Origin of the sequence: Winogradskya consettensis (assembly GCF_018332715.1) — a bacterium.
GTDB classification, from domain to species: Bacteria; Actinomycetota; Actinomycetes; order Mycobacteriales; family Micromonosporaceae; genus Actinoplanes; species Actinoplanes consettensis.
The window spans coordinates 14,709-41,094 of the sequence record NZ_BOQP01000079.1; the positions used below are offsets into that span (position 1 = coordinate 14,709).

The following is a 26,386-nucleotide window of genomic DNA, read 5'->3' on the forward strand; positions in this document are numbered from 1 at the left end:
ACCCACCCGCCACGCCCCTCCCCCGAGGACCCGAGGGCCGAGGCCCGCGCCCCGAGCGTAGACGGGTGACCGGTCAGATCTCCAGCAGAACCTTGCTGCGTAGCTCGCCACTCTCCAGGCGGGCGTGCGCGGCGGCGGCGTCGGCCAGCGGCAGCACGGTCTGCGGCTGCAACGTGAGCGCACCCGCGCCCAGCAGCCCCAGCACCTCGGCCAGCGCGGCCGCGACCCCCGAAGGGACCACGTTGGACAGCGTCACGCCCAACTGCGGGCCGCGGGGGTCGGAGAGGGTGATGACGCGTTCCGCGCCGCCGGCGAGCTTGACCGCGGCGGCCAGGTCGCTGCGCCCCGAGGCGTCGAACACGGCGTCGACCCGCGCGGTGACCGCGCCGACGGCGTCCACCAGCGGCTCGGCGTAGTCGACCGGCACCGCGCCCAGCTCGCGCACGGCGGCGAAGTCGCCGGCGCGGACCGCGGCAACGACCGTGACACCGCGGGCCACGGCAAGCTGGATCGCGATCCGGCCGACCGAGCCCGCGCCGCCGAGCAGCACCAGCGTCTCCCCGGAGGTCATCCCGAGCTGCCCCAGCACGCGCACCGCGGCCTCCCCCGAGGCGGGCACGGCGGCCGCATCGGTCCAGGAGACCGACTCTGGCTTGCGCGCCCAGTAGTCGGCGACGACCAGCTCGGCATACCCACCGAGCCGGGGCAGGAACACCGCCACCTCGTCGCCGGCACCGGCACCGGTCACGCCCGGGCCCACGGCGTCGACGACCCCGGCAGCCTCGAAGCCGAGCACGGTCCCGGGCGGAGCCGGGAACACCGCGTCGAGGTGGCCCGCCCGGATGGCGAGGTCGGTCGGGCCGACCCCCGCGTAGCGCACCCGCACCCGGATCTGGCCCGCGCCGGGCTCACCGACCTCGGTCTCGCCGAGCCGCAACACATCGGCCGGCCCGTAGCCGCCGAGAAGAATCGCCCTGGTCATGCCCCGACCCTAGGCCGCCCCCGACACCACCCTCCAGGTTAAGTGACATATCACGCACCTGGAACACGGAGCAGGTCAAGCAGCGTCGGGGAGCAGCAGAAACACGGAGCAGGTCAGGCGGCGTCGGAGAGCAGCTGGAACTCCGCGTCGGTGAGCTCGATGCCCTCGGCGCCCATGTTGTCCTCCAGGTGGGCGACCGACGACGTGCCCGGGATCGGCACCATGATCGGTGAGCGGCGCAGCAGCCAGGCGAGCGCGAGCTGGGACGTGGAGGCGCCGCCGTGCTGCTTCGCGACGTCCTCGAGCGGGCCGCCGGGCCGGGCCAGGGTGCCCGCGTCGACCGGGGCCCAAGGGATGAACGCGATGCCCTCGCGCGTACAGAAATCGAGCAGTTCCTCGGCCCGGCGGTCGCCCAGGTTGTAGCGGTTCTGCACCGACGCGATCCGCAGACCAGCGGCCTGAGCTGCCTGAACGTCCTCGACGCCGACCTCGGAGAGCCCGATCTGGTCGGCCAGCCCCTCGTCGACGAACGCCTTGATCTCGCCGAACTGCTCCTCACGCGGCGTCTCGGGGTCGATGCGGTGCAGCTGCCACAGGTCGATCCGCTCGACCCCGAGGCGCCGCAGCGACATCAGGATGCACTGCCGCAGGTACGCCGCCCGCCCCACCGCCGTCCACCGGTTCGGACCCGTACGCGTGAAGCCGCCCTTGGTCGCGATGACGACGTCGCCGTACCCGCTGCCGTCGTGCAGGGCCTCGCGGATGAGGTCCTCGGAGTAGAACGGCCCGTACGAGTCCGCGGTGTCGATGAACGTCACGCCCAGTTCCACCGAGCGACGCAGCACCCGGATCGCCGCGTCATGATCCTTGGGCGGCCCCCACACCCCGTCACCGACGATGCGCATGGCGCCGTACCCGAGCCGATTGACGGTCTTACCGCCGAGTTCGATGGTCGTAGTCACTCCCCGATCATGCCAGCGCCCGACCGGCTCCCGACCTCTGTCCCGTTCTTGCTGTCGGATTACCGCGTTGTTTCAGATCTAAGTCAAACTATTGCATCGAAGTGTCGGGCGCTGTCACGATGGCGGTCGATCCGGTCACTCCCCTCACCCGGATCACCCAGGAGACCCCCGTGCCCCTGTCCCGCCGCACCCTGCTGTCCTCAGCCGCCGCCGCGTCCCTTCCCCTGCAGGTCAGACACGCCGAGACGTCCGCCGAAGGAGCCACTGAGGCTGCAGCCGCGGCGAGCCCGACCGGCGACGTCGTCGGCAAGATCACCGTCGGCTACCAGGGGTGGTTCGCCTGCCCCGGCGACGGCGCCCCGATCGGTGGCTGGTGGCACTGGAGCCGCGACCGGTTCCAGCCCCCGTCCCCCGCCAACACCACGATCGAGTCCTGGCCGGACGTGCGCGAGTTCGACCACGCCTACCCCACCGCGTACGCGAATCTGGGCAACGGACAGCCCGCGCGGCTCTTCTCGTCCTACGACGCGCAGACCGTGAACACGCATTTCGCCTGGATGCGCACCTACGGCATCGACACCGCCGCCCTGCAGCGCTTCAACCCCACCGGCGACGAGGGCCCGACCCGCGACGCCATGGCGGCCAAGGTCCGTGCGGCGGCCGAGGCCACCGGTCGCAAGTTCTATGTGATGTACGACGTGACGGGCTGGACGGCGATGCAGTCCGAGCTCAAGGCGGACTGGACGGCGAAGATGTCCGCGCTCACCGCGTCACCGGCGTACGCGCGGCAGAACGGCAGACCGGTCGTGTGCATCTGGGGGTTCGGGTTCGCCGACGACGGCCGCCCGTTCACCCCGGCGCAGGCCCTCGACGTGATCACCTGGTTCAAGGCGCAGGGCGTCTACCTCATCGGCGGCGTGCCGACCTGGTGGCGACAGGGCATCAACGACTCGCGGCCCGGGTTCACCGACGCGTACCACGCCTTCCACGCCGTCTCGCCCTGGATGGTCGGGCGCGCCCGGACCACCGCCGACCTCGACTCGTACTACGCGAACGCGAACGTGGGTGACTATCAGGACTGCCAGGCCCACGGCATCGACTACCTGCCGTGCGTGCTCCCCGGCGACCTGCAGTGGGGCGACCGGCGGCACGGCGACTACTACTGGCGCAGCCTCTACAACATGATCCGGCTCGGCTCCCAGGGCCTCTACGTGTCGATGTTCGACGAGTTCAACGAGGGCAACCAGATCGCCAAGACAGCCGAGACCGCGGCGTTCGTGCCGGCCGGCAGCGGCATCCGCGCGCTCGACGAGGACGGCACAGCCTGCTCGGCCGACTACTACCTGCGCATCACCACCGACGGCGGCAAAATGCTCAAAGGCCAGATCCCCCTGACCGAGGTACGCCCGACGCAGCCCGCCCTCACGACCCCGCCGCCCGTGACCACGGACCTCGCCCGGGGCCGGCCGACCGCGGAGAGCAGCCATACCCAGGGCTACAGCAGCGCCAACGCCACCGACGCCGACCCGGGCACCTACTGGGAGAGCGGCAACAACGCCTTCCCCCAGTGGCTCCAGACCGACCTGGGAACGGCGATGACGCTCAACCGGATCGTCCTGCGTCTCCCCGCGTCGTGGGGTGCCCGCACCCAGACGCTCTCGGTGCAGGGCAGCACCGACGGCTCCGGCTTCACCACGCTGGCCGCCGCAGCCGGGCACACCTTCGACCCCTCCGAAGCGAACAGCGTTACGATCCCGGTCACCCCGGCGCCGGTGCGTTACCTACGGGTCACCGTCACCGCGAACACCGGGTGGCCGGCCGGGCAGGTGAGCGCGCTGGAGGCGTACACCGGGTAGAAGCTGGTCCGTGGCACGATGGAGCCGGCGGACAGGCGGGACGACGGGGAGCACGGGGTTGGATCTCACGGAAGCGCGGGAGCTGGCGGCGGGTCTGATGGCCCGGCACAGGCTCCCGGGATGGCGGCTGGTGTTCGACAACGCCAAGACCCGGGCCGGCTCGTGCCACTCGGGCCGCAAGGAGATCAGCCTGTCCCGCACCCTGATGCGCCTCTACTCCGAGGACCAGGTCACCGAGACGGTGCTGCACGAGATCGCCCACGCCCTCGTCGGCCCCCGCCACGGCCACGACCGCGTCTGGCAGACCACCGCCAAACGCATCGGCTGCTCCGGCAAGAGGTGCATGCCCGCCGACGCACCCCAGGTCGAGGGCCCCTGGGTCGGCACCTGCGCGGCAGGTCACCGCACCACGGCCCACCGCCGCCCCATCCGCGTCAAATCCTGCACGAACTGCTCCCGCGTGTTCACGGTCGCCGCGCTCTACACCTGGACCTACCGCGGCGAACCCGCGGACATGGACCCCCGCTACGACGCCGAGCTCTCCCGCATCCGAGCCGCCCGCTCCACCCCCGCCCAGATCCCCGCCCAGCTCCGCGTCGGCGACCGGGTCCGCCTCACCAGCACCGGCAAGTACGCCGACCTCACCGGCACGATCGTCAAACGAGGCCGCAGCCGCTACCACGTCAACACCCGCGCAGGCATGCTCAGCGTCGCCTTCACCGCGGTCCTTCCCGCCGGCGACCGCCCTTAATTCTCGGCCAGGACCCGCTCCACGTCGGTCCCTTCGCGCACCACAACCGCCCCCGCCCGGATCTCCTCAGGCAGGTGCCGCTGTTGATCCGCGTGCGCGAGCAGCGTCGGACACCCCACCGGCATCACCACGGCATCGGCGGCGACGATGAACTCGACCAGCAGGTCAAGAACCCTGCCGGATGAGAAGTGGGTAATCATGAACCCGGTGAAGGCCTTGTCCAAGGTGCCGGCGTAGATGTCCGCTTCCCCGCCGTCATCGGCACGAATACGCCAGAAGCCGAACTCCGGCTCGTTGCGGTCGACGTACGGCCCCCAGACCGCATGGAACACGCTGCTGTCCAGATCCGCCGCGTCACCGTTCTCAAATCCTTGAACGAACATCTCGAAGCCCACGCGGACAAAATACCGACCAGTGGGGCAAAACGTCGCCCACTTTGTTGACAAGGTGCCGAGTCCACGGTGGAGGATGCGGCGTGCGGATTCTTGTGGTGGGTGGGAGCGGGCTGATCGGCGCGCATGTGGTGGACGTGCTCCGCGAGCGGGGGCACGGGGTGACCAGCGTCGCGCGTACGATGCGGGATGGGGTTGATCGGGTCCTGGATTGTGAAGTTGCCACGCAGCGTGAGCTGCGGGAAGTGCTTCAGGGGCACGACGCTGTGGTTTACGCCGCGCGGACGGATGAGCAGCAGGCGCTGCCGAAGCCGATCTATCCGGCTTTCCGGAGCAACCTCGTGGATCCGCTGGTACGGCTGTTCGCCGCGGCCCGCGACGAGGGGCTGACCGGCGGGGTCATCATGGGCTCGTACTACACGTACTTCCAGCGGGTGCGGCCTCAGTGGGATCTTGCGGGCAGGCATGTGTACGTACGGTGCCGGGTGGAGCAGGCGCGGGAAGCTCGCGTGGCAGCCGGGCCTGAGCTGCCCGTTGCCGTGCTGGAGTTGCCTTTCGTCGTCGGGCGGGCCGGGGACCGGTTGCCCAACTGGGTCGGGCAGCTGGACCGGTGGGCGAGGTCCCGCGCACCGCTGGTCGCACCGGCCGGCGGGACCGCCGTGGTGTCCGCGCGCAGCGTCGCCGAGATCGCCGCTGACGCTGTCGAGACGGCGAGCGGCGCGGACATTCCCGTGGCGGACGAGAATCTCACCTGGCACGAGATGATCGCGCGGATCGCCGCGGCAACCGGTCATGGCCGCCGGGTCCGGCGGCTGCCGGCCGGTGTCGTCCGCGCCGCCACGACACTCGGCGGCTTGTCGCAGGCCCTTGCCCGCAAGGAATCGGGGCTCAACCCGGTCCATGCCGCTGACCTGTTCCTCAAAGACCTGTTCGTCGAGCCGGTGACCGGAAAGCCGCTGGACACAGCGTTCGGTGAGAGCTTCGGTTAACGGGCGCAACAAGCTTGTGCCGGAGTCGTATCAAGGGTCTCGGCCATCGTTGACCGTCAATACAAATTCGGTCCCTAACGTCTTCCTCAGGCGTCACCGCGACGCCGCAGATCCAGGAGGACCGATGATCCGCTCCAGTGTCACCCGTGCCGCGGCCGCCCTCGCCGGCACGGCTATCGCCCTCGCCGCCGCCACCCCGGCCCTCGCCGCCGAGCCGACCGGAACCGTCGAGCACGCCGGCAGCGCGACCGCGATCGACGGCTCGTACCTCGTCACGCTCAAGGACGGCACCCAGGCGGACAATGCCGTCGCGCAACGGCTGACCACTCGTTACGGCGGCACGGTCGGCAAGGTCTTCGGGCATGCCGTCGAGGGGTACACCGCCCACCTCAGTGCACGCCAGGCCGCCCGGCTCGCCGCCGACCCGGCCGTGGCCTCCGTCGAGGCAGACCAGATCGTGCGGATCGCCGACACGCAGACGTCGGCGCCGTGGGGCCTGGACCGCTCGGACCAGCGGGCGCTGCCGCTGAGCGGGACGTACACGTACGGACCGAGCAGTGGCGTCACCGTCTACGTCATCGACACCGGCATCACGATCACCCACCAGGACTTCGGCGGGCGGGCCTCCTACGGTTACGACGCCGTCGACGGGGACAACGTCGCGCAGGACGGCAACGGTCACGGCACGTTCGTCGCCGGGGTCGCGGTGGGCAGCACGTACGGCATCGCGAAGAGCGCGAACGTCGTCGGCGTCCGGGTGCTGGACAACAACGGCTCCGGCACCACCGCCGGGGTCATCGCCGGCATCGACTGGGTGACCGCGAACGCCACCCGCGGCACGTCCGTGGCGAACCTCAGCCTCGGCGGCGGCACCAGCACCACCCTCGACGCCGCGGTCCGCCGTTCGATCGCGGCCGGCATCCCCTACGCGATCGCGGCGGGCAACTCGGGCGTCAACGCCGGCACCACGTCTCCCGCCCGGGTCACTGAGGCACTGACCGTCGGCGCCACCAGCCGCACCGACGCCAAGGCCTCCTGGTCCAACTACGGCTCCGTCCTGGACCTCTTCGCCCCCGGCGTCGACATCACCTCCGCCTGGCGCACCAGCAACACCGCCACCTACACCGGCAGCGGCACCTCGTTCTCGTCCCCGCACGTCGCGGGCGCCGCCGCCCTCTACCTCGCCGCCCACCCCGGAGCCTCGGTCACCACCGTCAACGCCGCCATCGTCGCCGCCGCCACCACCGGCGTGGTGACGAGCCCCGGCAGCGGCTCCCCCAACCGCCTCCTCTACACGCCGTCCCTGTCCAGCTGACCCTGATCGTGGCCCGGTCCGGCACTCCCGGGCCGGGCTTCCTTTTCGAGCTCTTCCAGGAACTCGTAGAACGACAGAGTGATGGGATGACCCGGCGGGTAGATCGTGCCCGCGATCCGGACGGCCCTGCGGCAGAGCACCATGGCGTCGCGATGACGGTCCAGGTCGGAGTAACAACCGGCTAAGTTCCCCAGACACGTGACGACGGCGGGATGCTCGGGCCCGAAAACGTCCTCGGCAATTGCCAGGGCCCGCTCGAACAGGGGAACCGCCCTGCCGGGCCGATCCAGTTGGCGATAGCTGACACCGAGGTTTCCCAGCCGGGTCGCGATCTCGGGGTGCCCGGGACCGAGAACCGCCTCCGCGATCGTGAGCGCGCGCCGCTCCAGGGGCACTGCCTCGTCGAGTTTGCCCAGGTCGCGATAGCTGACGGCAAGGTTTCCCAGGCACCTCGCGACGGCAGGATCGTCGGGACCGAGAATCGTCTCGGTGATCGCCAGGGCCCGCCGGAACAGGGGGACCGCCTCACCGGGCAGGCCCACGTCGCAGTAGCTACCGGCGAGGTTTCCCAGGCACGTGGCGACCGCGGGATGCATGGGCTCGAAAACCTTCTCGGCGATATCCAAGGCCCGCTGCGCCAGCGGCAGTGCCTCGGCATGCCGGCCGAGGGCGGAATAGCTGCCGGCGAGGTTTCCCAGAGCGGTGCCGACGTCAGGGTGGTCGTGACCGAGAACTTCGTCGGCGATCAGGAACGCCTGGGTGTAATGACCTTCGGCCGGCTGATACAGGCCCTGGGTCATCTCGTAGTGGGCGGCCCGGTTCAGCATCCGGCCGAGGTCGATGTCGATGGTGTCCCGGAGGTGGTGGGCGAGGACGGTGACATGGGGCAGGAGGTCGCGCCAGCGGGGCCAGCCGGTGGGGTCGTCGACGGGACCGCCGGGGACGGCGTCGGCGAGCAGGTACAGGGCCTGCAGGCTGACCTCGCCGGCGGGTGGGGTGAGGCGCAGGACGGTTTGGACGAGGCGGTGGACGCTGACGGTGCCGGCGTCGAGGGTGATCATGCTGTAGGACGCGAGCAGGCCGAGGGCGATGTCAGCGGCGGTGCGGTCGTCGTCGACGAGGGCGGTGATCAGGTCGCGGGGGACGTCGTCGGGGGCGAGCCAGGCCAGCACACGCAGGATCGCGACGGCGGCCGGGTTGCCGGCCGTGAGCGCTTCCAGGGTGATCTCCCAGACCCGGGTCACGGCGCGTGGGGCGTCCTGGCCGGGTGCGACAGCGGCGAGCAGGCCGCCGGCCCGGTCACGGAGTCGCTGCTGGTAGTCAGCCAGGGTGATGTGGTGGTGGTTGATGAAGGCCGCGGCCTGTTCCAGGGCCAGCGGCAGGCACCCCAGGTGGTCACCGATGCCGGCGGCGGCAGCGGGGTCGTCCTGGCCGGTGCGTTCGTGCACCATCCGCACGGCGTCGGCCCGGGTGAGGGTGCCGAGCCGGATCGGGGTGAGGCCGTGGCCGTCCCAGTCGATGTCGCGGCGCGTCGTGATTAGGACATGACCGCCGCCGATGCCGCTCAGCAGGGATGCGATGTCGTGGGGATCTTCGACGTTGTCGAGGACCAGCAGCCAGCCGGAGTGGTGCCGCAGCCAGCCGGTCGCCCACGCCTCGGCCTGCTCGTCGGGAAGAACACTGGTCGCGGGCATCAGCCGGTGAGCCAGTCCGGCGAGGCCGGTGGTCAGGTTCGCCGGGCTGTCGGCCGCGATCCACCACACCCCCGCGTATCTGCTCCGGTGGGTGCGGGCGTGGTGGAGTCCGATCTCGGTTTTCCCGACGCCGCCGAGTCCGACGACGACCACGCCGATCACGTCGTTCACGTCGTTCACGAGCGTGGCAGCCACCTCGTCCATGGCGTGTTCCCGGCCGACGAACACCCGTGACGGGCGTCGCGGCACGTTCCAGAAGCCGTCGGGCGGCACGTGCTGCGGAGGCGGGAGAGAACCGGGGTCGAGCTGAACGAACCTCGGGTTGTCACCGGTGTTGGCGATGCCACTGTTCGCGGCGATGCTGATGGACCGCGCGCCGGGTGCGGGATCGGTCACCGGTGGAAGGCGGCGCCGTCGCCGGTGTTGGCGATGCCGGTGTTGGTGCCGATCGCTATCGACCGTGTTCCGGACGCTTCGATGTGCACGGCGCCGGCGGGCAGCAACGCCGCCACGTCGCGGGCGAGGTCCGGGTCGGCGGCCAGGGCCTTACGGATCTGCAACCGCAACGCCGCCTCGCTGTCCTCCTCACCGGCGGCCACGTCGGCGATCGCGCCTTCGATCGCCTGTCGTGACCCGGCCCGGCCCAGAATCAGGTCCACCAGCCGACTGCCGAGAGCAACCGTCGCATCGGACGTCCTGTCCACCACCGCTTCCCGGAACTTGTCCAGCGTGGTCACCCCGTACGCCGTCACGTACGGCATCACCGCGGCGGCCACCTGCGCACTGTCGACATCCATCCGATCTGGATACCGGAGCCCAGGGCGGCAGGAAACCCGCCAACCGGACAACACCCCGGCGAAGATCGGCGACTTCTTCTCCCATAGGTTAAGTAGGCATAGGATCGGGGGATGACTGAGATTGCGCAAGAGTGGGCGCAGTGGCATGCCGGGCATGAGCAGCAGCTGGCCGATCCGCACGGGTTTCTGGCTATTACGAGCCTGAACTTTCTGAACGCGACGCCGCAGCGCTTCCCCGACGCGCCGGGGTCGTGGAGCACCGGCCCGGACGGACCCGTCGTGGAGCTGGCCGACGGTGAGACCCTGAGCGTGGACGGGGCGACCGTGACCGGGCGGTACGGGTTCGGGGTGCTCGGGGAGCGCAGCGGGATCAACGCGGGCGCCGGGGACGCGGTCATCGAGGTGGCCAAGCGGGGCGGGTTCGACATCGTCCGGCCGCGGCATCCGGGGAATCCGCTGCGATCGAGCTGGGTACGTACCTCGGGTTCCGCCACGACGGAAAGCTGATCGCCATGGCCGGGGAACGGCTGCGGCCACCGGGCTGGACCGAGATCAGCGCGGTCTGCACCGACGCGGCGTATCGCGGGCGCGGTCTCGCCACCCGGCTCGTCCGGGCGGTCGCGGCGGGCATCCGGGCGCGCGGGGAGACGCCGTTCCTGCACACCGGGGCCGCCAATACGACGGCGATCCGGCTGTACGAGTCGATCGGCTTCGAGCTGCGCCGGTCGACGACGTTCGGCGCGTACCGCTGTCTCGAAAAGTCTTGAAGCGAGCCCTGTCCTGAGGATGAGCAAGGTCACCATCCGTTCGGCGCCGCTTGTGGGTAACCTGTTTGTTCCCTAGCAGACACGTATGTTTACTAGAATTTGAAAGGTCTGAAACATTGTTCAGCTCCGGTTCGCGGTCCGTCCGCGCCGTCCTCGGTGTTTTCGCAGCTACCGCTCTCGCTCTCAGTGCGGCCTGCGGTGGCGGGGATGACTCGTCCAGCGCCGCCGCCGACAATCCGTACGATCTGCTTCAGGCCGGGACGATCCGGGCCGGCACGCTGACCGACGCCCCGCCGAACGTGTTCCTGAAGGACGGCAAGTTCACCGGGTTCGACAACGACCTGCTGACCGCCGTGGCGGCGAAGATCGATCTGAAGGTGGAGTTCGTCGGTACGGACTTCTCGGCGCTGCTCGCGCAGGTCAACACGCACAAGTTCGATGTCGGCAGCTCGTCGATCACGATCACCGAGGCCCGCCGCAAGACCGTGGACTTCAGCAACGGGTACGACTTCGGCTACTTCGGCCTGGACGTGCCCAAGGGCTCCACGATCACCGGCTTCGACGGACTGGCCGGCAAGCGGGTCGCCGTGGTGCAGGGCACCGTGCAGGACGACTACGCGACGAAGAACAACCTGAACCCCGTGCGCGTGCCGGATTACAACAGTGCGGTCAACCAGCTCAAGGCGAAGACCGCCGACGCCTGGATCGCGCCCGCCGAGATCGGTGAGAAGCTCGCCGGGGACAGCAAGGGCGCCGTCGTGGTGGTCGAGAAGCAGCTGAGCTCGGAGCCGACGGCGTTCGCCGTCGCCAAGGGCAACGACAAGCTGCGCGAGGCCCTCAACAAGGGGCTCGACGAGGTCATCGCCGACGGCACGTGGAAGAAGCTGCAGGAGCAGTACTACCCTGGCCGTCCGATCCCGGACACGTTCAAGCCGGGCAGCGCGGGCTCGGCCGCCGCGCCGTCCGCCAGCGCCGGTAGCTGACCCCGCTTTTACCTACAGGAAGACGTCCGTGGACACCCTGACCCAGATCTGGGACACCTTTTTCGACTGGCCCTCCATGCGCGAGGCGCTGCCGGAAATGCTCACCGTCGGCCTGCCCAACACGCTGATCCTGGCGCTGGCCTCGGCCATCCTGGGCACCCTGATCGGGTTGCTGCTGGCGGTGGCCGGCATCTCGCAGACGCGCTGGCTGCGCTGGCCGGCCCGGGTCTACACGGACGTCTTCCGCGGGCTGCCCGTGGTGGTGACGATCCTGCTCATCGGGGTGGGGCTGGCGCCGCTCGCGCTCGAGTTGTGGGGCACCAACCCCTATCCGCTGGGCATCCTGGCGCTCGGGCTGGTCGCCGGGGCGTACATCGGGGAGATCTTCCGCTCCGGGATCCAGAGTGTGGACCGTGGCCAGCTGGAGGCGACCCGGGCGCTGGGGTTCTCGTATTTCACGGCAATGCGGCTGGTCGTCATCCCGCAGGGCATCCGGCGGGTGCTGCCGGCCCTGGTCAACCAGTTCATCGCCCTGGTCAAGGATTCCAGCCTGGTCTACTTCCTCGGCCTGCTGGCCAGCCAGCGGGAGCTGTTCCGGATCGGCCAGGACTACGCGGCGAACACCGGTAACGAGTCGGCGCTGCTCCTCGCCGGGCTGTTCTACCTCGTGCTGACCGTCCCGCTGACGCACCTGGTGAACTTCATCGACAACCGGCTGCGGTCCGGCCGCCCCGAGGCCGTCCAGGAAGCCGACCCCGAGCTCAGTGAGGTAGCACCCCGATGAGCACCACGACCTCATGGAAGACCGCCGACCCGGTGCACCTCGAGGTGCGCGATCTGCACCTGGCGTTCGGCGCCAACAAGGTCCTGCGCGGCGTCGACCTCGACATCCCCAGTGGACAGAGCGTCTGCGTCATCGGGCCGTCCGGGTCGGGCAAGTCGACCCTGCTGCGTACGGTGAACAGGCTGATCGAGCCCGACAGCGGCGAGGTCCTGCTCGACGGTGAGAACACGCTCACCTGGAACCCCGATCAGCTGCGCCGTCAGGTCGGGATGGTGTTCCAGCAGTTCAACCTGTTCCCGCACAAGACCGTCCTGCAGAACATCACCCTGGCGCTGCGCAAGCTCAAGGGCCTGTCCGCCGACGAGGCGAACGAGGTGGCCCTGGGCCAGCTCGACATCGTGGGCCTGCGGGACAAGGCGGGACGGCGCCCCGGGAACCTCTCCGGCGGTCAGCAGCAGCGGGTGGCCATCGCCCGGGCGCTCGCGATGTCGCCACGCGCGATGCTGTTCGACGAGGTGACCTCGGCGCTCGACCCGGAGCTGGTCAAGGGCATCCTCGCGCTGCTGGCCGATCTCGCCGCGCAGGGCATGACGATGGTGGTCGTGACCCACGAGATGGGATTCGCCCGCCGCGTCGCGGGCAAGGTGGCGTTCATGGACGGCGGTGTGGTCGTCGAGGCGGGCCCGCCGGAGCAGATCTTCGACTCCCCGGCCGGCCCGCGCCTGCAGCAGTTCCTGTCCCAGGTGCTGTGACGCACGACCGGCCGCCGGGTGCGGGGTCCACCCTCGCCATCTGCCTGGCGGCCGCGTTCACCACCCTGCTCGACCAGTCGGTCCTCAACCCCGCCCTCCCCGCGATCCGGTCGTCACTGGACGCCGGTCCCGCGACGCTGCAATGGATCATCGCCGGCTACTCCCTGACGTTCGGTCTCGCGCTGATCCCTGCCGGGCGCCTGGGCGACACGTACGGCCGCAAGTGGCTCTTCATCGCCGGCATGAGCGTCTTCTGCCTCGGCAGCGTGCTCGGCGGCACCGCCACGCAGGACTGGGTCGTCGCGGTCGCCCGGCTGCTGCAGGGCGTCGGCGCCGGCACGGTGAACCCGCAGGTCCTGGGCCTGATCCAGCAGCACTTCACCGGTCGCGAACGCACCCGGGCGCTCGGCGCCTACGCCACGGTCGGGGGCATCGCCGGGGTCATCGGTCCCCTGGTCGGCGGCACCCTGCTCAGCGGGCTCGGCGGGGAGGACGGCTGGCGCTGGGTGCTGCTGGCGAGCCTGCCGTTCGGCCTGCTGACGATCCCCGCGGCGATCGCGTGGTTGCCGCAGTCACGGCCGATGACGGCACGCCGGCCCGATCTGGACCTGCCCGGGATCGGGTTGCTGGCGCTGGCGACGATCTGCCTGCTGCTGCCGTTCGTGCTGCCCGCCGGCCAGGGGCTGCCCCGGCCGCTCTGGCTGCTCGCGATACCCCCGCTCCTGGCCCTGCTCATCGTCTGGGAACGCCGGTACACCGGGCTCGGGCGTACGCCCATCCTGCTCCCGGCCCTGACCCGGTCCCGCGGCTTCACCCTGGGCACCCTCGTGGCCATGTTCCAGTTCGGCTCGTCGCTGTCCGCCTCGCTGGCGCTGACCCTGTTCCTGCAGGACGGTCTCGGCTGGACGCCGCTGCACGCCGCCCTCGTCACGCTCCCCAGCGCCCTCGGTTTCGCCGTGGCCTCGTCGCTGAGCTGGCGCGTGGTCAGCCGTTACGGCCGGATCAGCGTCGTCTGGGCGCTCGCCGGCTCACTGGCGACCCTCACCGGCACCGTCGCGGTGCTGCTGTGGGCACCGGGGCGGCACCTCGCCCTCGGGCTCACCCTGACCCAGCTGCTCCTGGGCATCACCAACGGCCTCATCATCTCCCCGAACCAGGCGCTCACCCTCGCCCACGCCCCGGCCGGGGCAGCCGGGCTCGCCGCCGGCTTCCTCCAGGTCTCCCAGCGCATCTCCGCGACCGTGTGCACCGCCGCCGTCGCGGGCCTCGCCCTCTCCGCAGCCACGGGCGTCACCCGGACGTCAGCGGCGTACGGCCTGGCGGTCTGCTGCGCGATGCTCGCCTTCTCGGCGACGTTCGCAGCCCTCGACACCCGTCAGCCGGGCCCGCTGCCCTTCACCCCGCCCGTGCACCAGAAAGCCCGCTGACCGCACGACACGACAGGCCCGGACCGCGAACGACGCTCAGTTGCCCCGCCGGGCCCATTCCCCGGCCAGCAGCTCGTACGACCGCACCCGGTCGGCGTGGTCGTGGGTGATGGCCGTGATCGCACCCGTGCCCGAGCGGATGCCGTGCACCCACAGGCCGTACCCGGACGCGAGCACGGCAGCCTGCTCGTCACTGTCACCCACGACGACATCGGCGGAGACCGAGATGTGGGGCCGGTCCAGCTCGGCGGAGGGCACAAACGCGGCACGGTACGCGTCCACGGCGTCGATCACCGTGCTCGGACTGTGGTGGTACCCGGCGGCGAACCGCAGCCCCCGCTCCCCCGCCACCGTCGCACTGGACCCGCCCGAGGCACCGAGGATCCACACCTGCAACGCCGCACCCTCCCCGGGGTACGCGTGGACCGCCACCCCGCCCGCGGCTGCTGCTTCTGCTTCGGGCTTTTCTTTCTGCCGCCCGAACGACCGGCCAAGACCGAGATCAAGCCGCCCCGGGTACGCCGCATCGAGCAGCCCGAACTCCTCCACCGTCGCCAGCGGCTGGCGGTGCCCGAGCTGAACCCCGGCGGACCCGAGCCGGATGGTGCTGGTGGCGTCCGCGACCAGCGAGATCGACACCGCCGGGGAGGCGCCCAGCACCCCGGGGTTGAGATGGTGCTCGGCGAACCAGTAGCGCTGATACCCGAAGCGCTCGGCCCGCTGAGCCAGATCGATGACGTTGTGCACAGCCGTCACGGTGCTGTCGCCACTTCTGCGCGGGATGAGATCCAGAACTGACAACGGTGTTGTGCTCACCAAATAAACATATATAGCCTATGGAACTTGTGCGTTATGTGAACGACGCCCTGACGTCAATGTCGTGACAGAGGCCGTCCGCAACTACTACGGCTCGTTCGACCGGCGTGAGCTGAACCGGCTCGAGACCCCCGAGGGCCGCCTGGAGTTCCAGCTCACCACACGGCTGCTGCACCCGCACCTCCCCGCCACCGGCCGCGTCCTCGACATCGGCGGTGGCCCGGGCCGCTACGCCGCCTGGGTCGACCGCCGCGGCCTGCAGGTCACCCCGGCCGACCCGTCCCCCAACCTGCTGGACCTCGCCCGCGACCATCTGGCGCCCGGCGGAGTCTCTCCCCGCTCCGGAGCGGATCCTGCTGGCCTCCACGCACGGCTTCGCCACGGGCCTGGAGCATCAACTCGACGACCTGCGCGTCGCCGACCCCACCACCTACGACGCCGCCCTCGACCTCCTCGCCCGCACGGCGACAGAGCCCAGCCTCCTCGGCACCGCCGGGCATCTGCTCTACATCGGTCGCACACCCTCCTGACCGTCTCTCCGTCAGGTTCCGCCGGGGGTCCGCTGGGCCGGTGACGATCGTGTTGCGGATCTTTATTTCAAGATCTTTTAGGTTGACTCATCGTGACCGGTTGCGGACCGTGTGGAAATCGTCCCGTGTCCGCGATGTGGACGGTGCGATCGCGCCCCGCATTGGGTATTTGCGCACGCAGAGATGCCTCCTTTGTGTTCCGGGCCGATATCCGGAAAAGTAACCTGGCGATTTCGTCATGAGTAAATCCCTCCGGGACATGATCACTGAGGGCGATGATCCTTGGTGGACCAGCCGGAGTCAGGTCGCCCGAAGGTCGGCGGACAGTGGCGCAATAGTTATTGCGCTCTGGTAAAACTCTGTCCGGCCCATTGACCGTATCGGTGCGTCACCACAATCCTATGGCGGCGGTCGGCGCCCTCACCGCCATGGGCGGTGAGTGGCGGCAGTGCATCATCTGGAGGGAATTCCTTGACGAGATTCGCAATGCCGTTCCGCTTCGCCGCGGTAACCGTGGCGCTCGGGATGGCGGTGGCCGGTTGTGGCGGCGCGTCGTCCGATGCCGGAACGGATGAGAAGGAGGCGGGGTCGAAGGGCACCGTCAAACTCGCGATCAACCCGTGGGTCGGCTACGAGGCGAATGCCGCCGTTCTCGGATATCTGCTCGAGCACGAGCTGGGCTACACCGTGGACAAGAAGTCCCTGAAGGAGGAGATCTCCTGGCAGGGCTTCGAGACCGGTGAGGTCGACGCGGTCGTGGAGAACTGGGGCCACGACGATCTGAAGAAGACGTACATCGAGGAGAAGAAGGTCGCGGTCGACCTCGGAGCGACCGGCAACAAGGGCGTGATCGGCTGGTACGTCCCGCAGTGGATGGCCGAGAAGTACCCCGACATCACCGACGGCGCCAACCTGAACAAGTACGCCGATCTGTTCAAGACCTCGGAGTCCGGCGGCAAGGGGCAACTCCTGGACGGTGACCCCTCGTTCGTCACGAACGACGCGGCGCTGGTGGAGAATCTGAAGCTGAACTACAAGGTCGTGTACTCCGGCAGCGAGGCCGCATTGATCAAGGCCGCCCAGCAGGCTACCGCGCAGAAAAAGCCCCTGTTGTTCTACTTCTACGAGCCGCAGTGGCTGTTCTCGAAAGAGAAGTACGCGCGGGTGAAGCTGCCGGCTTACACCGCGGGCTGCGACGCGGATCCGAAGAAGATCGCCTGTGACTACCCGGACTACACGCTCGACAAGATCGTCAGTAAGAAATTCGCGGACGGCGACAGCACCGCGTTCAAGCTGATCAAGAACTTCACCTGGACCAACGATGATCAGAACCTGGTTTCCGATTACATCACCAACCAGGGCATGACGGCGGAAGCGGCCGGCGAGAAATGGGTCAAGGAGCACGAGGCGACCTGGAAGCCGTGGATCCCCGCCGCGAGCTGAGTTACTGAGAATCACCGCTCCGCGGGCGTCGATCCGGCGTCCGCGGGGCCTGCTTCGAGGACCCCGTCCGGGTAGAAAATTCGTACATCGCGGACCGCCCCGGTCAAATCATGGCGATGTCTGGAACCCTCGGCCACGCATCAGACACATATTCGACAGAGCTAGAGGTTGCGAGTCCGCCCCGATGAAGATTCCGCGCCCACGCCAAGCCACCGAAGATTCCGGCCTCCCTCTCAACCGGGCGCAGGACGCCCCCGTGCAGCCCGCACCCACCACCGGCCGCTCCGGTGGGACGATCCGCCGCCGGGTGGTCCGCACCCTGGCCCTGCCGGTCGTCGCCGTCCTGGTGCTGCTCGGCGTCATCAGCGTCATCGAGATCGACAACTACCGCAACGCCGACGCGTCCGCGAAGGCCGTCACCCTGGTCCTCGCGGTTCAGGACCTCGTCCAGGAGCTGCAGACCGAGCGTGGCCTCACCGCCGGCCTGCTCGGCGGCAACGTCGGTTTCCGCTCCGAGCTGGGACCCGCCCGCAAACGCGTCGACGACCGGCGTGCCGGGGTCGAGAAGCTGATCGCGGGCGGGGGCGCCACCCAGGAGCGGGTGGCCCGGGCCGTACGTGAGCTGGACGGCCTCGCCGGCGTCCGGGCCGGCACCGACGCGGGAGCCGCCGACCGCGCACCCACCTTCACGTTCTACACCGGACGCATCGCCGAGCTGAGCAGCGTCGACTACGGCCTGGACAGCTCCGCCGACCCGGCCCTGCGCCGCGGTGTCAACGCCCTCGAGGCGCTCGGCGACGCCAAGGAGAGCACCGCCCAGGAGCGCGCGTTCCTCAACGGCGTCTTCTCCGCGGGCGGTTTCCGCTCCGGCGAGTTCCTGCAGTTCGTCACCATGCGCGCGGCCAAGGACGACGCCCTCACGGCGTTCACCCGGTACGCCACCGACACCCAGCGCACCGCGAAGGACTACGTCCTGGCCACCGGTCCCGCCCAGGTCGCCGCGTACTTCGAACAGGTCGCGCTGAACGCCGGTGACGGGCGCAACCTGCAGCTCAACCCGCAGTCCTGGTGGTCGGCGCAGACCACCGTCCTCGACGACATGCGCCAGCTGCAGCAGCACGTCGGCTCGGTCATCCAGGACCGGGCGGGCACCCTGCAGTCCGACGCCGCCCGGCGGATGGGGGTGCTGCTCGGCGCCGTGCTCATCTGCGTTCTCGGGTCGGTCTACCTGGCCACGGTGGCGTCCCGGTCGATCGCGTCGCCGCTGGCCACCCTCGCCGCGGAGGCCAACCGGCTGGCGGGTGAGCGGCTGCCGGCCGCTGTGCGTACGGCCATCGCCGGTGACGACCGCACGCCACCACCCGCCGTGGCCGTGCCCGCCCGCGCAAGCGACGAGGTCCGCCTCGTCGCCGACGCGCTCGACCGGGTGCAGGCCACCGCGTACTCGCTGGCCACCGAGCAGGCGATGCTGCGGCACAGCACCACGGAGTCGCTGGCCAACCTCGGCCGGCGCAACCAGAACCTGCTGCGCCGTCAGCTCGGCTTCATCACCACCCTGGAACGGGAGGAGTCGGACCCGGCCGGGCTGGCGAACCTCTTCGAGCTCGACCACCTCGCCACCCGCATGCGCCGCAACGCCGAGAGCCTGCTCGTGCTCGTCGGCGCGGCCAGCCCCCGGCAGTGGTCGGACCCGCTGCCGATCGCGGACGTCATCCGCGCCGCGGTCTCCGAGGTCGAGGAGTACCGCCGGGTCGCGCTGCGCCGCGTCGACGAGGCCCTGGTGGCCGGCGCCGTGGTCAGCGGCATCGCACACATGCTCGCCGAGCTGGTCGAGAACGGCCTGGTCTTCTCGCCGCCCGACGCCGACGTCGAGATCCAGGGGCGCCGGATCGGTGACAGCTACCTGATCGCGATCACCGACCAGGGCGTCGGCATGAGCAGGGACGACCTGGAGATCGCGAACCAGCGGCTGCGGGGCGAGGGCGACTTCATCACGGCGCCCACCCGCTTCCTCGGTCACTACGTGGTCGGCCGGCTCGCCACCGACATGGACATCGACGTGCAGCTCGCGCCGTCCCCGGTGACCGGCGTGACCGCGCGGATCGTGCTCCCGCCGAGCCTGCTGGCCGGTCAGCCGGCCGTCAGCGCACCCGAACGAGGCACCCAGCGGATCGCCGAACCCCGCATGGCCGAACCCCGCCGGCCGGAACCGGCCCTGGAACCGGCCCGCGAGCTGGCCGCGGTGGCCGACACCCAGGTCGTCACCATGACGCCCGTCGAGCAGCCGGTGTCCACGGACAGCCGGATCAGGCCGGCCACCATCGAGTTCGTGCCCATGACCGGCAGCCCGGCGGCGCTGCGGCAGGGCCCGGAGAACACCCTCGGGATGGATATGTACACGTTCGAGCGGCCCGCCGACGACGCCGACCGCACCCCCAACGGCCTGCGCAAACGCGCCCCTCGGGCCCGCAAGCAGGCCAACTCCGGTTCCGAACGTCTCGCGGCCACGGCCCCCACCCGTACCGCGGAACGGCCCGCCCCCGTCAGCGCCTCACCGGACGACGTACGCGCCAGGCTCACCGCCTTCCGCAGCGGCGTCCAGCGCGGAAGCACCTCCGCTGACGCTGACCAGTCCTGACCCGCCCCCACCTGCGACGAGGCCGAGAACTATGAGCGTTGACACGTCCGCCGACCGGCACCAGTTCAACTGGCTGCTGGGCAACTTCGTCCACCAGACCGACGGCGTCCGCGACGCGGTGGCGGTCTCCTCCGACGGGCTGCTCATCGCCGCCTCCGACGGGCTGGCCCGCGCCGAGGCCGACCACCTGGCCGCGATCGTCTCCAGCCTGGCGAGCGTGGCCCGCAGCGCGTCGCGCCGCTACGACTTCGACGGCCTGAAGCTCATCATGATCGAGATGCAGCGCGGATTCCTGCTGGTCTCGGTGATCTCGGGCGGGAGCTGTCTCGGTGTCGTGGCGGGCGGTGACAGCGACGTGGGCCTGATCGGCTACGAGATATCGCTGCTCGCCGAGCGGTTCGGCACGCTGCTCACCCCGGCGCTGATCTCCGAGTCCCGGCAATACCTGCCGCGATGAGCCACCGGGGCGAGTGGGGACCGGACCCCCGCATGATCCCGTACGCGGAACCGGCTGCTCCCGCGCGTACCGAAAAAGACACGCCGCGGCAGGTCCCGGAGCCCGCGGATGATCCCGTCGTGCGCCCTTTCATGCTCACCGGCGGCCGGACCCGGCCGCTGCACGACGGACTGCGGATCGAGACCCTCCTGCAGGCGGCGCCGGCCGCCCTGTCGGCTCCCCTGCGGTTCGAGGCCCGGCACATCATCGAGCTGTGCCAGGCACCGATGTCGGTCGCCGACCTGGCGGTGGCCCTCAAGGTGCCGCTCGGGGTGATCCGGGTGATCGTCGCCGACCTCGTCACCGAGGGCTACCTGCGCATCGAGCAGCAGCTCGGCGAGCTGCCCATCGCATTGATCGAAAGGATCAGGGACCGTGTACGGGCTCTCTAACGAGGCTGAACGGCTGGCACCCGTCGCCGTCAAGATCGTCATCAGTGGTGGTTTCGGCGTCGGCAAGACCACGTTCGTCGGCGCGATCTCCGAGATCGAGCCGCTGGTCACCGAGGCCGAGATGACCGAGCGGTCGATCGGCATCGACGACACGTCCGCGGTGTCCGGCAAGACAACGACCACGGTCGCGCTCGACTTCGGACGCATCACCCTGGACGACGCCCTTCTTCTCTACCTTTTCGGTACGCCCGGACAGGACCGTTTCGCGTTCCTGTGGGACGACCTCGTCGACGGTGCCCTCGGCGCGATCGTGCTGCTCGACACCCGCCGCGTCGAGGACTGCTTCGCCGCGATCGACTACTTCGAAGAACATGAGATCCCGTTCCTGATCGGGGTCAACACGTTCGAGGGGTCGCGGCGCTTCGACCTGGAAGAGGTCCGCGACGCCCTCGGCATCGACAGCGACGTCCCGATCCTCGAATGCGACGCGCGCCGCCGCGAGTCGGTCAAGAACCTCCTGGTCGCCCTCACCGAAGAGGTCCTCACGAAACGGCTCAGCCGGGAACGGCCGGTCCCGACGTGGTGATGTTCGAGAAACGGAATCCGATGCGCCGGTTGTACAAGCTCACCGCCCTGCTGAGCACGATCACCCTCGCCGCCTGCGGTGGCTCCACGACGGCGATCACGGCCCCGCCCGGCGTGACCCGCACCGACTGCGGCAGCGTGTCCATCGCGGTCAACCCGTGGGTCGGCTACGAGGCGAACGTCGCCGTGGTCAGCTATCTGCTCAAACAGGAGCTCGGCTGCACGGTCGTCGAGAAGGACCTCACCGAGGACGCCTCCTGGGAGGGCCTCGCCAGCGGCGACGTCGACGTCATCCTGGAGAACTGGGGTCACGACGACCTCAAGAAGACCTACATCGACGACAAGAAGGTCGCCGTCGAGCAGGGCCTCACCGGCAACAAGGGCGTCATCGGCTGGTACGTGCCGCCGTGGCTGGCCGAGGAACACCCCGACATCGTCAAATGGAAGAACCTCAACGACTACGCCGAGCTGTTCCGCACCTCGAAGTCCGGCGGCAAGGGCCAGCTCCTCGGCGGCGACCCGTCCTTCGTCACCAACGACGCCGCCCTCATCAAGAACCTCAAGCTCGACTACTCCGTCGTCTACGCGGGCAGCGAGGACGCCCTCATCGCCGCGTTCAAGAAGGCCGAGGCGAAGAAGGAGCCGCTGATCGGCTACTTCTACACCCCGCAGTGGCTGCTCTCCGAGGTCAAACTCGTCCACATCCCGCTGCCGCTCTACAAACCCGGCTGCGACGCCGACCCCAAGACGGTCGCCTGCGACTATCAGCCGTACGACCTCGACAAGATCGCCCGCAAGCAGTTCGTCGACTCCAGCAGCCCCGCCGCCGACCTCGTCAAGAATTTCACCTGGACCAACGACGACCAGAACCAGGTCGCCCGGGACATCACTGTCAAAAAGATGAGCCGCGACGAGGCCGCCAAACGCTGGCTCGACGGCCACCGCCCCGACTGGCAGAAATGGCTCCCGGCGCGTTAGGCCCTAGCTCGGCTTCATCGTCCAGGTGCCGTCCGCCTCGATGGCGATGGCGGCGGTCCCGCGGGGGATCATGACCTCGCCCGAGTATCCGCCGATCTCGTTGACCATGAGGTCGGGGTTGTCGCCGTACGCGTACACGGCGAAGTTGGATGTGCCCTTGTGGGTGAGCTTCGCCGTGGTCAGGCCGTCGTCGGCGCCGGGGCCGAGCGTCAGCACCGCCGGGCCCTTGCCGGACGTCTTGGTGGGCCAGACCGGCGCTTTCTCCAGCACCTTGACCACGATCTTCCAGGAGCCGTCGGCCTCGACCCGCAGCGACGTCGGATCGTCGTCGAAGTCGAGGGGGCGGGCGCCCGAATACTTGCCGACGGCGTTGACGACCAGGTCGAGCTCCTCGCCGCCGTCGCCCAGCGACCAGACGGCGAAGTTGCTGCTGCCGGTGTGGGTGAACACCGCGAAGTGGGCGTAGTCGGCCGACAACGGCTTGAGTTTGACGACTTTCTCCCCGCGGCCCTGATAGGTGACGTCGGCCGGCAGCGTCGCGGGCTTGGACGGCACCTCGGTGGTCGGCTCCGCCTCTTCCGGGGCCGTCGTGGTCGTCGTCTTCGCCGGGGCGGGGGCGGGGGCCGGAGCCGCCGTGGTCTCGTCGCTGTTGCTGCCGACGACCAGGGCCACCACCGTCCCGCTACCGCAGCACAACAGCAGCACGCCGACCACGATGGCGAGGATCAACGCCAGACGGTTGTCCCTCCCCGGCGCCACGGAGCCGGTTGCGGGCGGCGGGGGTTGGGCCGGGCCGGGGTAGACCATGGGGACTCCAGTCAATGACCGCCGCTGGACGGTCCACGAGGGACATTCACCGGACGCTCCGCGGGGTCGTAACCGGCGACCAGGGCCGCCAGGGCCGTGGTGATCGGTACGGAGGCAACCAGGCCGATCGTACCGACCGCCGCACGCAGGATCTCCTGGGCCAGGAACTCGCTGGTCAGCAGCTCGGTGAGCGGTTGTGGGCTGACCGCGACCAGCAGCAACAGCGGCAGCGACGTCCCCGCGTAGGCGAGCACGATCGTGTTGACCGCCGACCCCACGTGCGCGCGCCCGATCCGGATCGCCGAACGGTACAGCTCGCGGCGGCTCCGCGGGCGGGCGGCGGCCAGCTCCGCGACGGTGACGGCCTGGGTGACGGTGACATCGTCGAGTACGCCGAGAGCACCGATGACGATGCCCGCGAGGAGCAGGCCGCGCAGGTCGATCGTCGCGCGCGTCGTGGACAGGTAGAGGGTGTCGTCGCTGCTGATTCCGCTCAGGTGCATCGAGGCGGTGAACGCGGCCCCGAGCAGGCCGGTCACCACCAGGCTGGCGAGGGTGCCGGCGACCGCGACGGAGGTGTGCACGTTCACGCCGTGGGTCAGGTAGAGCGCACCCAGCATGATCGCCGCCGACCCGACCACGGCGATCAGCAGCGGTGGCGAGCCGTCCAGGATCGCGGGGATGACGAACCACACCAGCACCGCGAAGCTGAGCGCGAGCCCGGCCAGCGACGCGAGCCCGTGCCACCGCCCGAAGACGAGCACCACGGCCACCGCGAGGGCGAGCAGCCAGATCATCGGCGTCGACCGCTGGTGGTCCCGGTAGGTGTAGACCGCGACACCCGTGGCCGGGTCCTTCACCGAGTCGAGCACGATCTTGTCGCCCGTACGCAGCGTCACGCCCTGTGGCGGCGCGAAGGCAACGGCGGTCTCCCCCACCTGCGCGAACGCCCCGCGTCCGTCGATCGAGACCACCGTGGCCCGCACCCGTGTGCCCGCGTCCCCGGCGGTGTCCCGTGGTGCGGCGGCGGGCCACAGCAGGATCATCCCCACGATGGTCACCGCCGCCAGCGGCACGAGGACCAGGGTCACCATCCGACGGGTACGCCGTGACGCCGCCGGTCCGGGTTCGTGCGAGTGCCCGTGAGCGGCGTGCCTACCGCGCCGGCCGACCTCCATGCCGGGCAGCGTAAACGCCGGGCCTCAACATGCACCCATCCACATATGCGCAGGTTCTTACGCCAGATAGGCGGCGAGCGGAATGTTCTGGGCGCGCACGGCGCCGGCTACGAGGACGGCGATCTGCTGAGCACCGTACGTTTCGAAGTGGGTGTGATCGTTGCAGAAGAACGCGCCGACCGTGCCGGAGCCGTAGTCACCGTTGTTCGGGCAGAATGCCCGCTGGTTGTAGAGATTGACGCTGAGCGTCTGCAGATCGATCACCGGGGCACCGGTGGCAGCACCCGCGGCGACGGTCTGCGTGACGAAACCGCGGTTCTTCACCGCGCTGCTCCCGGAACAGGTGATCGCCGCAACCGCCGTGAGCAGCACCGGGTGCGCGCCCCGCGCGAGCGCCGCCTGCGCCATCGTCGTCATGAGCTGCTGATACCGCGCCGTGCCGACGTGCCGGGGGCAGGCGGTGTCCCCGTCGTTGATCCCGAACTGGATGAACAGGTAGTCCCCGGCCTTCATCCCCGTGGTCGCGTCCAGCATCGCCTGCCACCGCGACGAGTACGCCGTCGAGCTGAGCGTGCACTCCCCGGCGGAATTCTTGACGGAGGTCACGTTCCCCTCGTACATCCAGGTCTGAATGCTGCGCCCGCCGACGGCCCGGTTGTTCACGGTGACCCCGCTCTTGAACAGCGGAGCGAACTGACTCCCCCAGCCGACGGGACAGCTCGTGCCCGGGTTGGCCATCGTCGAATCCCCCGCCAGCCAGACCGTGGGCGACGCGGCCACGGCTTTGGTTTCGGCTTTCGGCGACGCCTGAGCCGCGCATTGTTGCTGGAAGGCCTGGGCGGGAGCGGTCAGCGAAAGCGGAATCATCAGGGCGATGACGGCAAGCAGGCGCGCTTTGTTCATGATCGTCTCCATCTGTCGGCTTTACTCCGTAATATTGATACTCGTTAATCTCCTTGTAAAGATGGAAACGCTCCCACGGTAAATTCGTGGCGTGCCGCCGCGGGCGTGGGGACACTGCATCGGTGACCGTTTCCGCCCTGCTCCGACCACGCGCCCTGCGGCCCGGTGACCTCGTGGTCATCGCCTCGCTGTCCTCGCCGCTCCCCGCCGCCTACGAGCCCAACATCGAGCGGACCGCGGTCATCCTCGAACGGATGGGCTTCCGCGTCCGGAGGGCACCGCTCCTCGAAGCGGAACGCCACCGCTGGTGGAGCGCCGCCACGCCGGCGGAGATCGCCGCGGAGCTCAACGGCCTGCTACGCGACCCCGAGGTACGCGCCATCGTCGCGAGTGACGGCGGCCAGACGGTGTTCGGCTACCTCGACCTCATCGACCTCGACGCCATCCGGTCCGACCCCAAACCGATCCTCGGCTACAGCGACATCTCCCTGCTCCACCTGGCCCTCCACGCCCGCACCGGCCTGGTCGGCTTCCACGCCGACATGGCCGTCCCCGGCTTCGGCAGCGCATGGCAGACCGTGTCCCCGGCGCGCCGAGCGGAACTCTCCCAGCTCTACTCCCGACTGCTGACCAGCACCGACCCCATAGGGCCGCTACCCACCAGCCCGACCTGGGAGTGCTGGCGCCCGGGACGCGCCGAAGGCCACCTGATCGGCGGGGTGATCAACCGCATCGCCCTGGTGCAGGCCACGCCCTACGCCCTACCCCTCGACCGCTTCAACGGCGCGATCCTGTTCTGGGAGGAGCTCGGCGGCCTCGCCTCGTACGTCTGGAGCTACCTGCACGTCCTGCGGCACAGCGGCATCCTCGACCGCATCGCCGGCATGATCGTCGGTGTCCCCCGCGACATCACCGGCCTCGACGAGACTCTCACTCTCGCCGAAATCGTCCTCGACGTCCTCGGCAACCGCCCCATCCCCGTCCTCGGCAACGTCGACATCGGCCACGCCGGCCCCAACCTCCCCATGCCCCTCGGCATCAGCGCCGCCCTCGACGCGGACCAGCGCACGTTGTCCCTGCTCGAACCAGCAGTCGGCCCCTGACGTTCCCCACGACATCACCCACGAGTCATGTTCCCCGGCTGCCTGCGACCGCGTGCAGCCGCGACC

27 protein-coding genes are annotated in these 26,386 nt (G+C 69.6%); 18 read left to right on the forward strand and 9 right to left on the reverse strand.

Going from position 1 to position 26,386, the window contains the following annotated elements; translation table 11 throughout:
* Window positions 1-73 precede the first annotated feature (73 nt).
* Together Aco04nite_RS47400 and Aco04nite_RS47405 are read right to left on the reverse strand one after the other, a co-directional pair.
* The gene (locus Aco04nite_RS47400; protein WP_213003733.1) at window positions 74-982 is read right to left on the reverse strand and encodes an NADP-dependent oxidoreductase; all 909 of its coding nucleotides are present in this window, start codon (window positions 980-982) and stop codon (window positions 74-76) included.
* Between the two features lie 113 nt (window positions 983-1,095).
* Window positions 1,096-1,944 (reverse strand): aldo/keto reductase, encoded by an 849-nt coding sequence (locus Aco04nite_RS47405; protein ID WP_280519507.1) that lies wholly within the window; start codon window positions 1,942-1,944, stop codon window positions 1,096-1,098.
* Window positions 1,945-2,063: 119 nt separating this feature from the next.
* On the opposite strand from Aco04nite_RS47405, the gene Aco04nite_RS47410 reads away from it, so the two are divergent.
* Window positions 2,064-3,800 carry a glycoside hydrolase family 99 protein gene (locus Aco04nite_RS47410; RefSeq protein ID WP_213003734.1) on the forward strand — a complete coding sequence of 579 codons (1,737 nt, stop codon included), beginning with the start codon at window positions 2,064-2,066 and terminating at the stop codon, window positions 3,798-3,800.
* A gap of 58 nt (window positions 3,801-3,858) precedes the next feature.
* A complete protein-coding gene (locus Aco04nite_RS47415; RefSeq protein WP_213003735.1) occupies window positions 3,859-4,551 on the forward strand; it encodes a SprT family zinc-dependent metalloprotease in 693 nt (230 codons plus the stop codon).
* Here the strand turns inward: Aco04nite_RS47415 and Aco04nite_RS47420 are convergent.
* Complete coding sequence (locus tag Aco04nite_RS47420; protein WP_213003736.1) at window positions 4,548-4,946, reverse strand: hypothetical protein; 399 nt, start codon at window positions 4,944-4,946, stop codon at window positions 4,548-4,550. The genes Aco04nite_RS47415 and Aco04nite_RS47420 overlap by 4 nt on opposite strands.
* Before the next feature lie 80 nt (window positions 4,947-5,026).
* Between Aco04nite_RS47420 and Aco04nite_RS47425 the strand changes: the two genes are divergently transcribed.
* Both Aco04nite_RS47425 and Aco04nite_RS47430 read left to right on the forward strand, forming a co-directional pair.
* A complete protein-coding gene (locus Aco04nite_RS47425; RefSeq protein ID WP_213003737.1) occupies window positions 5,027-5,932 on the forward strand; it encodes an NAD-dependent epimerase/dehydratase family protein in 906 nt (301 codons plus the stop codon).
* Between the two features lie 124 nt (window positions 5,933-6,056).
* The gene (locus Aco04nite_RS47430; protein WP_213003738.1) at window positions 6,057-7,247 is read left to right on the forward strand and encodes a S8 family peptidase; all 1,191 of its coding nucleotides are present in this window, start codon (window positions 6,057-6,059) and stop codon (window positions 7,245-7,247) included.
* On the opposite strand, the gene Aco04nite_RS47435 is transcribed toward Aco04nite_RS47430, so the two are convergent.
* Window positions 7,223-9,337 (reverse strand): tetratricopeptide repeat protein, encoded by a 2,115-nt coding sequence (locus tag Aco04nite_RS47435; protein ID WP_213003739.1) that lies wholly within the window; start codon window positions 9,335-9,337, stop codon window positions 7,223-7,225. The two genes, Aco04nite_RS47430 and Aco04nite_RS47435, sit on opposite strands and share 25 nt — an antisense overlap.
* On the reverse strand, window positions 9,334-9,738 hold the full coding sequence (locus tag Aco04nite_RS47440) for a hypothetical protein (protein ID WP_213003740.1): 405 nt from the start codon (window positions 9,736-9,738) through the stop codon (window positions 9,334-9,336). Before Aco04nite_RS47440 ends, Aco04nite_RS47435 begins: the two co-directional genes overlap by 4 nt.
* Window positions 9,739-9,849: 111 nt before the next feature.
* Between Aco04nite_RS47440 and Aco04nite_RS47445 the strand changes: the two genes are divergently transcribed.
* From Aco04nite_RS47445 to Aco04nite_RS47470, 6 genes are all read left to right on the forward strand, one after another.
* Window positions 9,850-10,245: a hypothetical protein gene (locus Aco04nite_RS47445; protein WP_213003741.1), complete on the forward strand. Its 396-nt coding sequence runs from the start codon at window positions 9,850-9,852 to the stop codon at window positions 10,243-10,245.
* 5 nt (window positions 10,246-10,250) lie between these two features.
* The gene (locus tag Aco04nite_RS47450) at window positions 10,251-10,505 is read left to right on the forward strand and encodes a GNAT family N-acetyltransferase (protein ID WP_438875010.1); all 255 of its coding nucleotides are present in this window, start codon (window positions 10,251-10,253) and stop codon (window positions 10,503-10,505) included.
* Window positions 10,506-10,621: 116 nt separating this feature from the next.
* Window positions 10,622-11,488, forward strand: coding sequence for an ABC transporter substrate-binding protein (locus Aco04nite_RS47455; RefSeq protein WP_213003742.1), 867 nt, complete (start codon window positions 10,622-10,624; stop codon window positions 11,486-11,488).
* Between the two features lie 28 nt (window positions 11,489-11,516).
* Complete coding sequence (locus Aco04nite_RS47460; protein ID WP_203843474.1) at window positions 11,517-12,272, forward strand: amino acid ABC transporter permease; 756 nt, start codon at window positions 11,517-11,519, stop codon at window positions 12,270-12,272.
* The gene (locus Aco04nite_RS47465; protein ID WP_213003743.1) at window positions 12,269-13,024 is read left to right on the forward strand and encodes an amino acid ABC transporter ATP-binding protein; all 756 of its coding nucleotides are present in this window, start codon (window positions 12,269-12,271) and stop codon (window positions 13,022-13,024) included. Before Aco04nite_RS47460 ends, Aco04nite_RS47465 begins: the two co-directional genes overlap by 4 nt.
* Complete coding sequence (locus Aco04nite_RS47470; protein ID WP_213003744.1) at window positions 13,021-14,451, forward strand: MFS transporter; 1,431 nt, start codon at window positions 13,021-13,023, stop codon at window positions 14,449-14,451. The genes Aco04nite_RS47465 and Aco04nite_RS47470 overlap by 4 nt, the downstream gene beginning before the upstream one ends.
* A gap of 36 nt (window positions 14,452-14,487) precedes the next feature.
* Here Aco04nite_RS47470 and Aco04nite_RS47475 read toward each other — a convergent pair whose 3' ends face one another.
* The gene (locus tag Aco04nite_RS47475) at window positions 14,488-15,267 is read right to left on the reverse strand and encodes an LLM class flavin-dependent oxidoreductase (protein ID WP_213003745.1); all 780 of its coding nucleotides are present in this window, start codon (window positions 15,265-15,267) and stop codon (window positions 14,488-14,490) included.
* A gap of 64 nt (window positions 15,268-15,331) precedes the next feature.
* Here Aco04nite_RS47475 and Aco04nite_RS50170 point away from each other — a divergent pair, with 64 nt between their 5' ends.
* From Aco04nite_RS50170 to Aco04nite_RS47510, 7 genes are all read left to right on the forward strand, one after another.
* The gene (locus Aco04nite_RS50170) at window positions 15,332-15,841 is read left to right on the forward strand and encodes a class I SAM-dependent methyltransferase (RefSeq protein WP_213003746.1); all 510 of its coding nucleotides are present in this window, start codon (window positions 15,332-15,334) and stop codon (window positions 15,839-15,841) included.
* Window positions 15,842-16,283: 442 nt separating this feature from the next.
* On the forward strand, window positions 16,284-17,240 hold the full coding sequence (locus Aco04nite_RS47485; protein WP_213003783.1) for an ABC transporter substrate-binding protein: 957 nt from the start codon (window positions 16,284-16,286) through the stop codon (window positions 17,238-17,240).
* A 256-nt stretch (window positions 17,241-17,496) separates the two neighbouring features.
* Window positions 17,497-19,878: a sensor histidine kinase gene (locus tag Aco04nite_RS47490; RefSeq protein WP_244876826.1), complete on the forward strand. Its 2,382-nt coding sequence runs from the start codon at window positions 17,497-17,499 to the stop codon at window positions 19,876-19,878.
* 31 nt (window positions 19,879-19,909) lie between these two features.
* Window positions 19,910-20,335, forward strand: coding sequence for a roadblock/LC7 domain-containing protein (locus tag Aco04nite_RS47495; RefSeq protein WP_203843469.1), 426 nt, complete (start codon window positions 19,910-19,912; stop codon window positions 20,333-20,335).
* Between the two features lie 119 nt (window positions 20,336-20,454).
* Window positions 20,455-20,766 carry a DUF742 domain-containing protein gene (locus Aco04nite_RS47500; protein WP_239159746.1) on the forward strand — a complete coding sequence of 104 codons (312 nt, stop codon included), beginning with the start codon at window positions 20,455-20,457 and terminating at the stop codon, window positions 20,764-20,766.
* A complete protein-coding gene (locus Aco04nite_RS47505; RefSeq protein WP_239159745.1) occupies window positions 20,750-21,352 on the forward strand; it encodes a GTP-binding protein in 603 nt (200 codons plus the stop codon). The genes Aco04nite_RS47500 and Aco04nite_RS47505 overlap by 17 nt, the downstream gene beginning before the upstream one ends.
* Complete coding sequence (locus Aco04nite_RS47510) at window positions 21,352-22,329, forward strand: ABC transporter substrate-binding protein (RefSeq protein ID WP_244876827.1); 978 nt, start codon at window positions 21,352-21,354, stop codon at window positions 22,327-22,329. Before Aco04nite_RS47505 ends, Aco04nite_RS47510 begins: the two co-directional genes overlap by 1 nt.
* A 3-nt stretch (window positions 22,330-22,332) precedes the next feature.
* Here Aco04nite_RS47510 and Aco04nite_RS47515 read toward each other — a convergent pair whose 3' ends face one another.
* From Aco04nite_RS47515 to Aco04nite_RS47525, 3 genes are read right to left on the reverse strand one after another with little or no spacing between them, the layout of a single operon-like run.
* Complete coding sequence (locus tag Aco04nite_RS47515; protein ID WP_213003749.1) at window positions 22,333-23,136, reverse strand: hypothetical protein; 804 nt, start codon at window positions 23,134-23,136, stop codon at window positions 22,333-22,335.
* Window positions 23,137-23,147: 11 nt separating this feature from the next.
* Window positions 23,148-24,314, reverse strand: a complete 1,167-nt coding sequence (locus tag Aco04nite_RS47520) for a YibE/F family protein (RefSeq protein WP_213003750.1) — start codon at window positions 24,312-24,314, stop codon at window positions 23,148-23,150.
* Window positions 24,315-24,371: 57 nt separating this feature from the next.
* Window positions 24,372-25,217, reverse strand: coding sequence for a GDSL-type esterase/lipase family protein (locus Aco04nite_RS47525; protein ID WP_244876828.1), 846 nt, complete (start codon window positions 25,215-25,217; stop codon window positions 24,372-24,374).
* 122 nt (window positions 25,218-25,339) lie between these two features.
* Between Aco04nite_RS47525 and Aco04nite_RS47530 the strand changes: the two genes are divergently transcribed.
* A complete protein-coding gene (locus Aco04nite_RS47530; protein ID WP_213003751.1) occupies window positions 25,340-26,320 on the forward strand; it encodes a S66 peptidase family protein in 981 nt (326 codons plus the stop codon).
* Window positions 26,321-26,386: the final 66 nt, after the last annotated feature.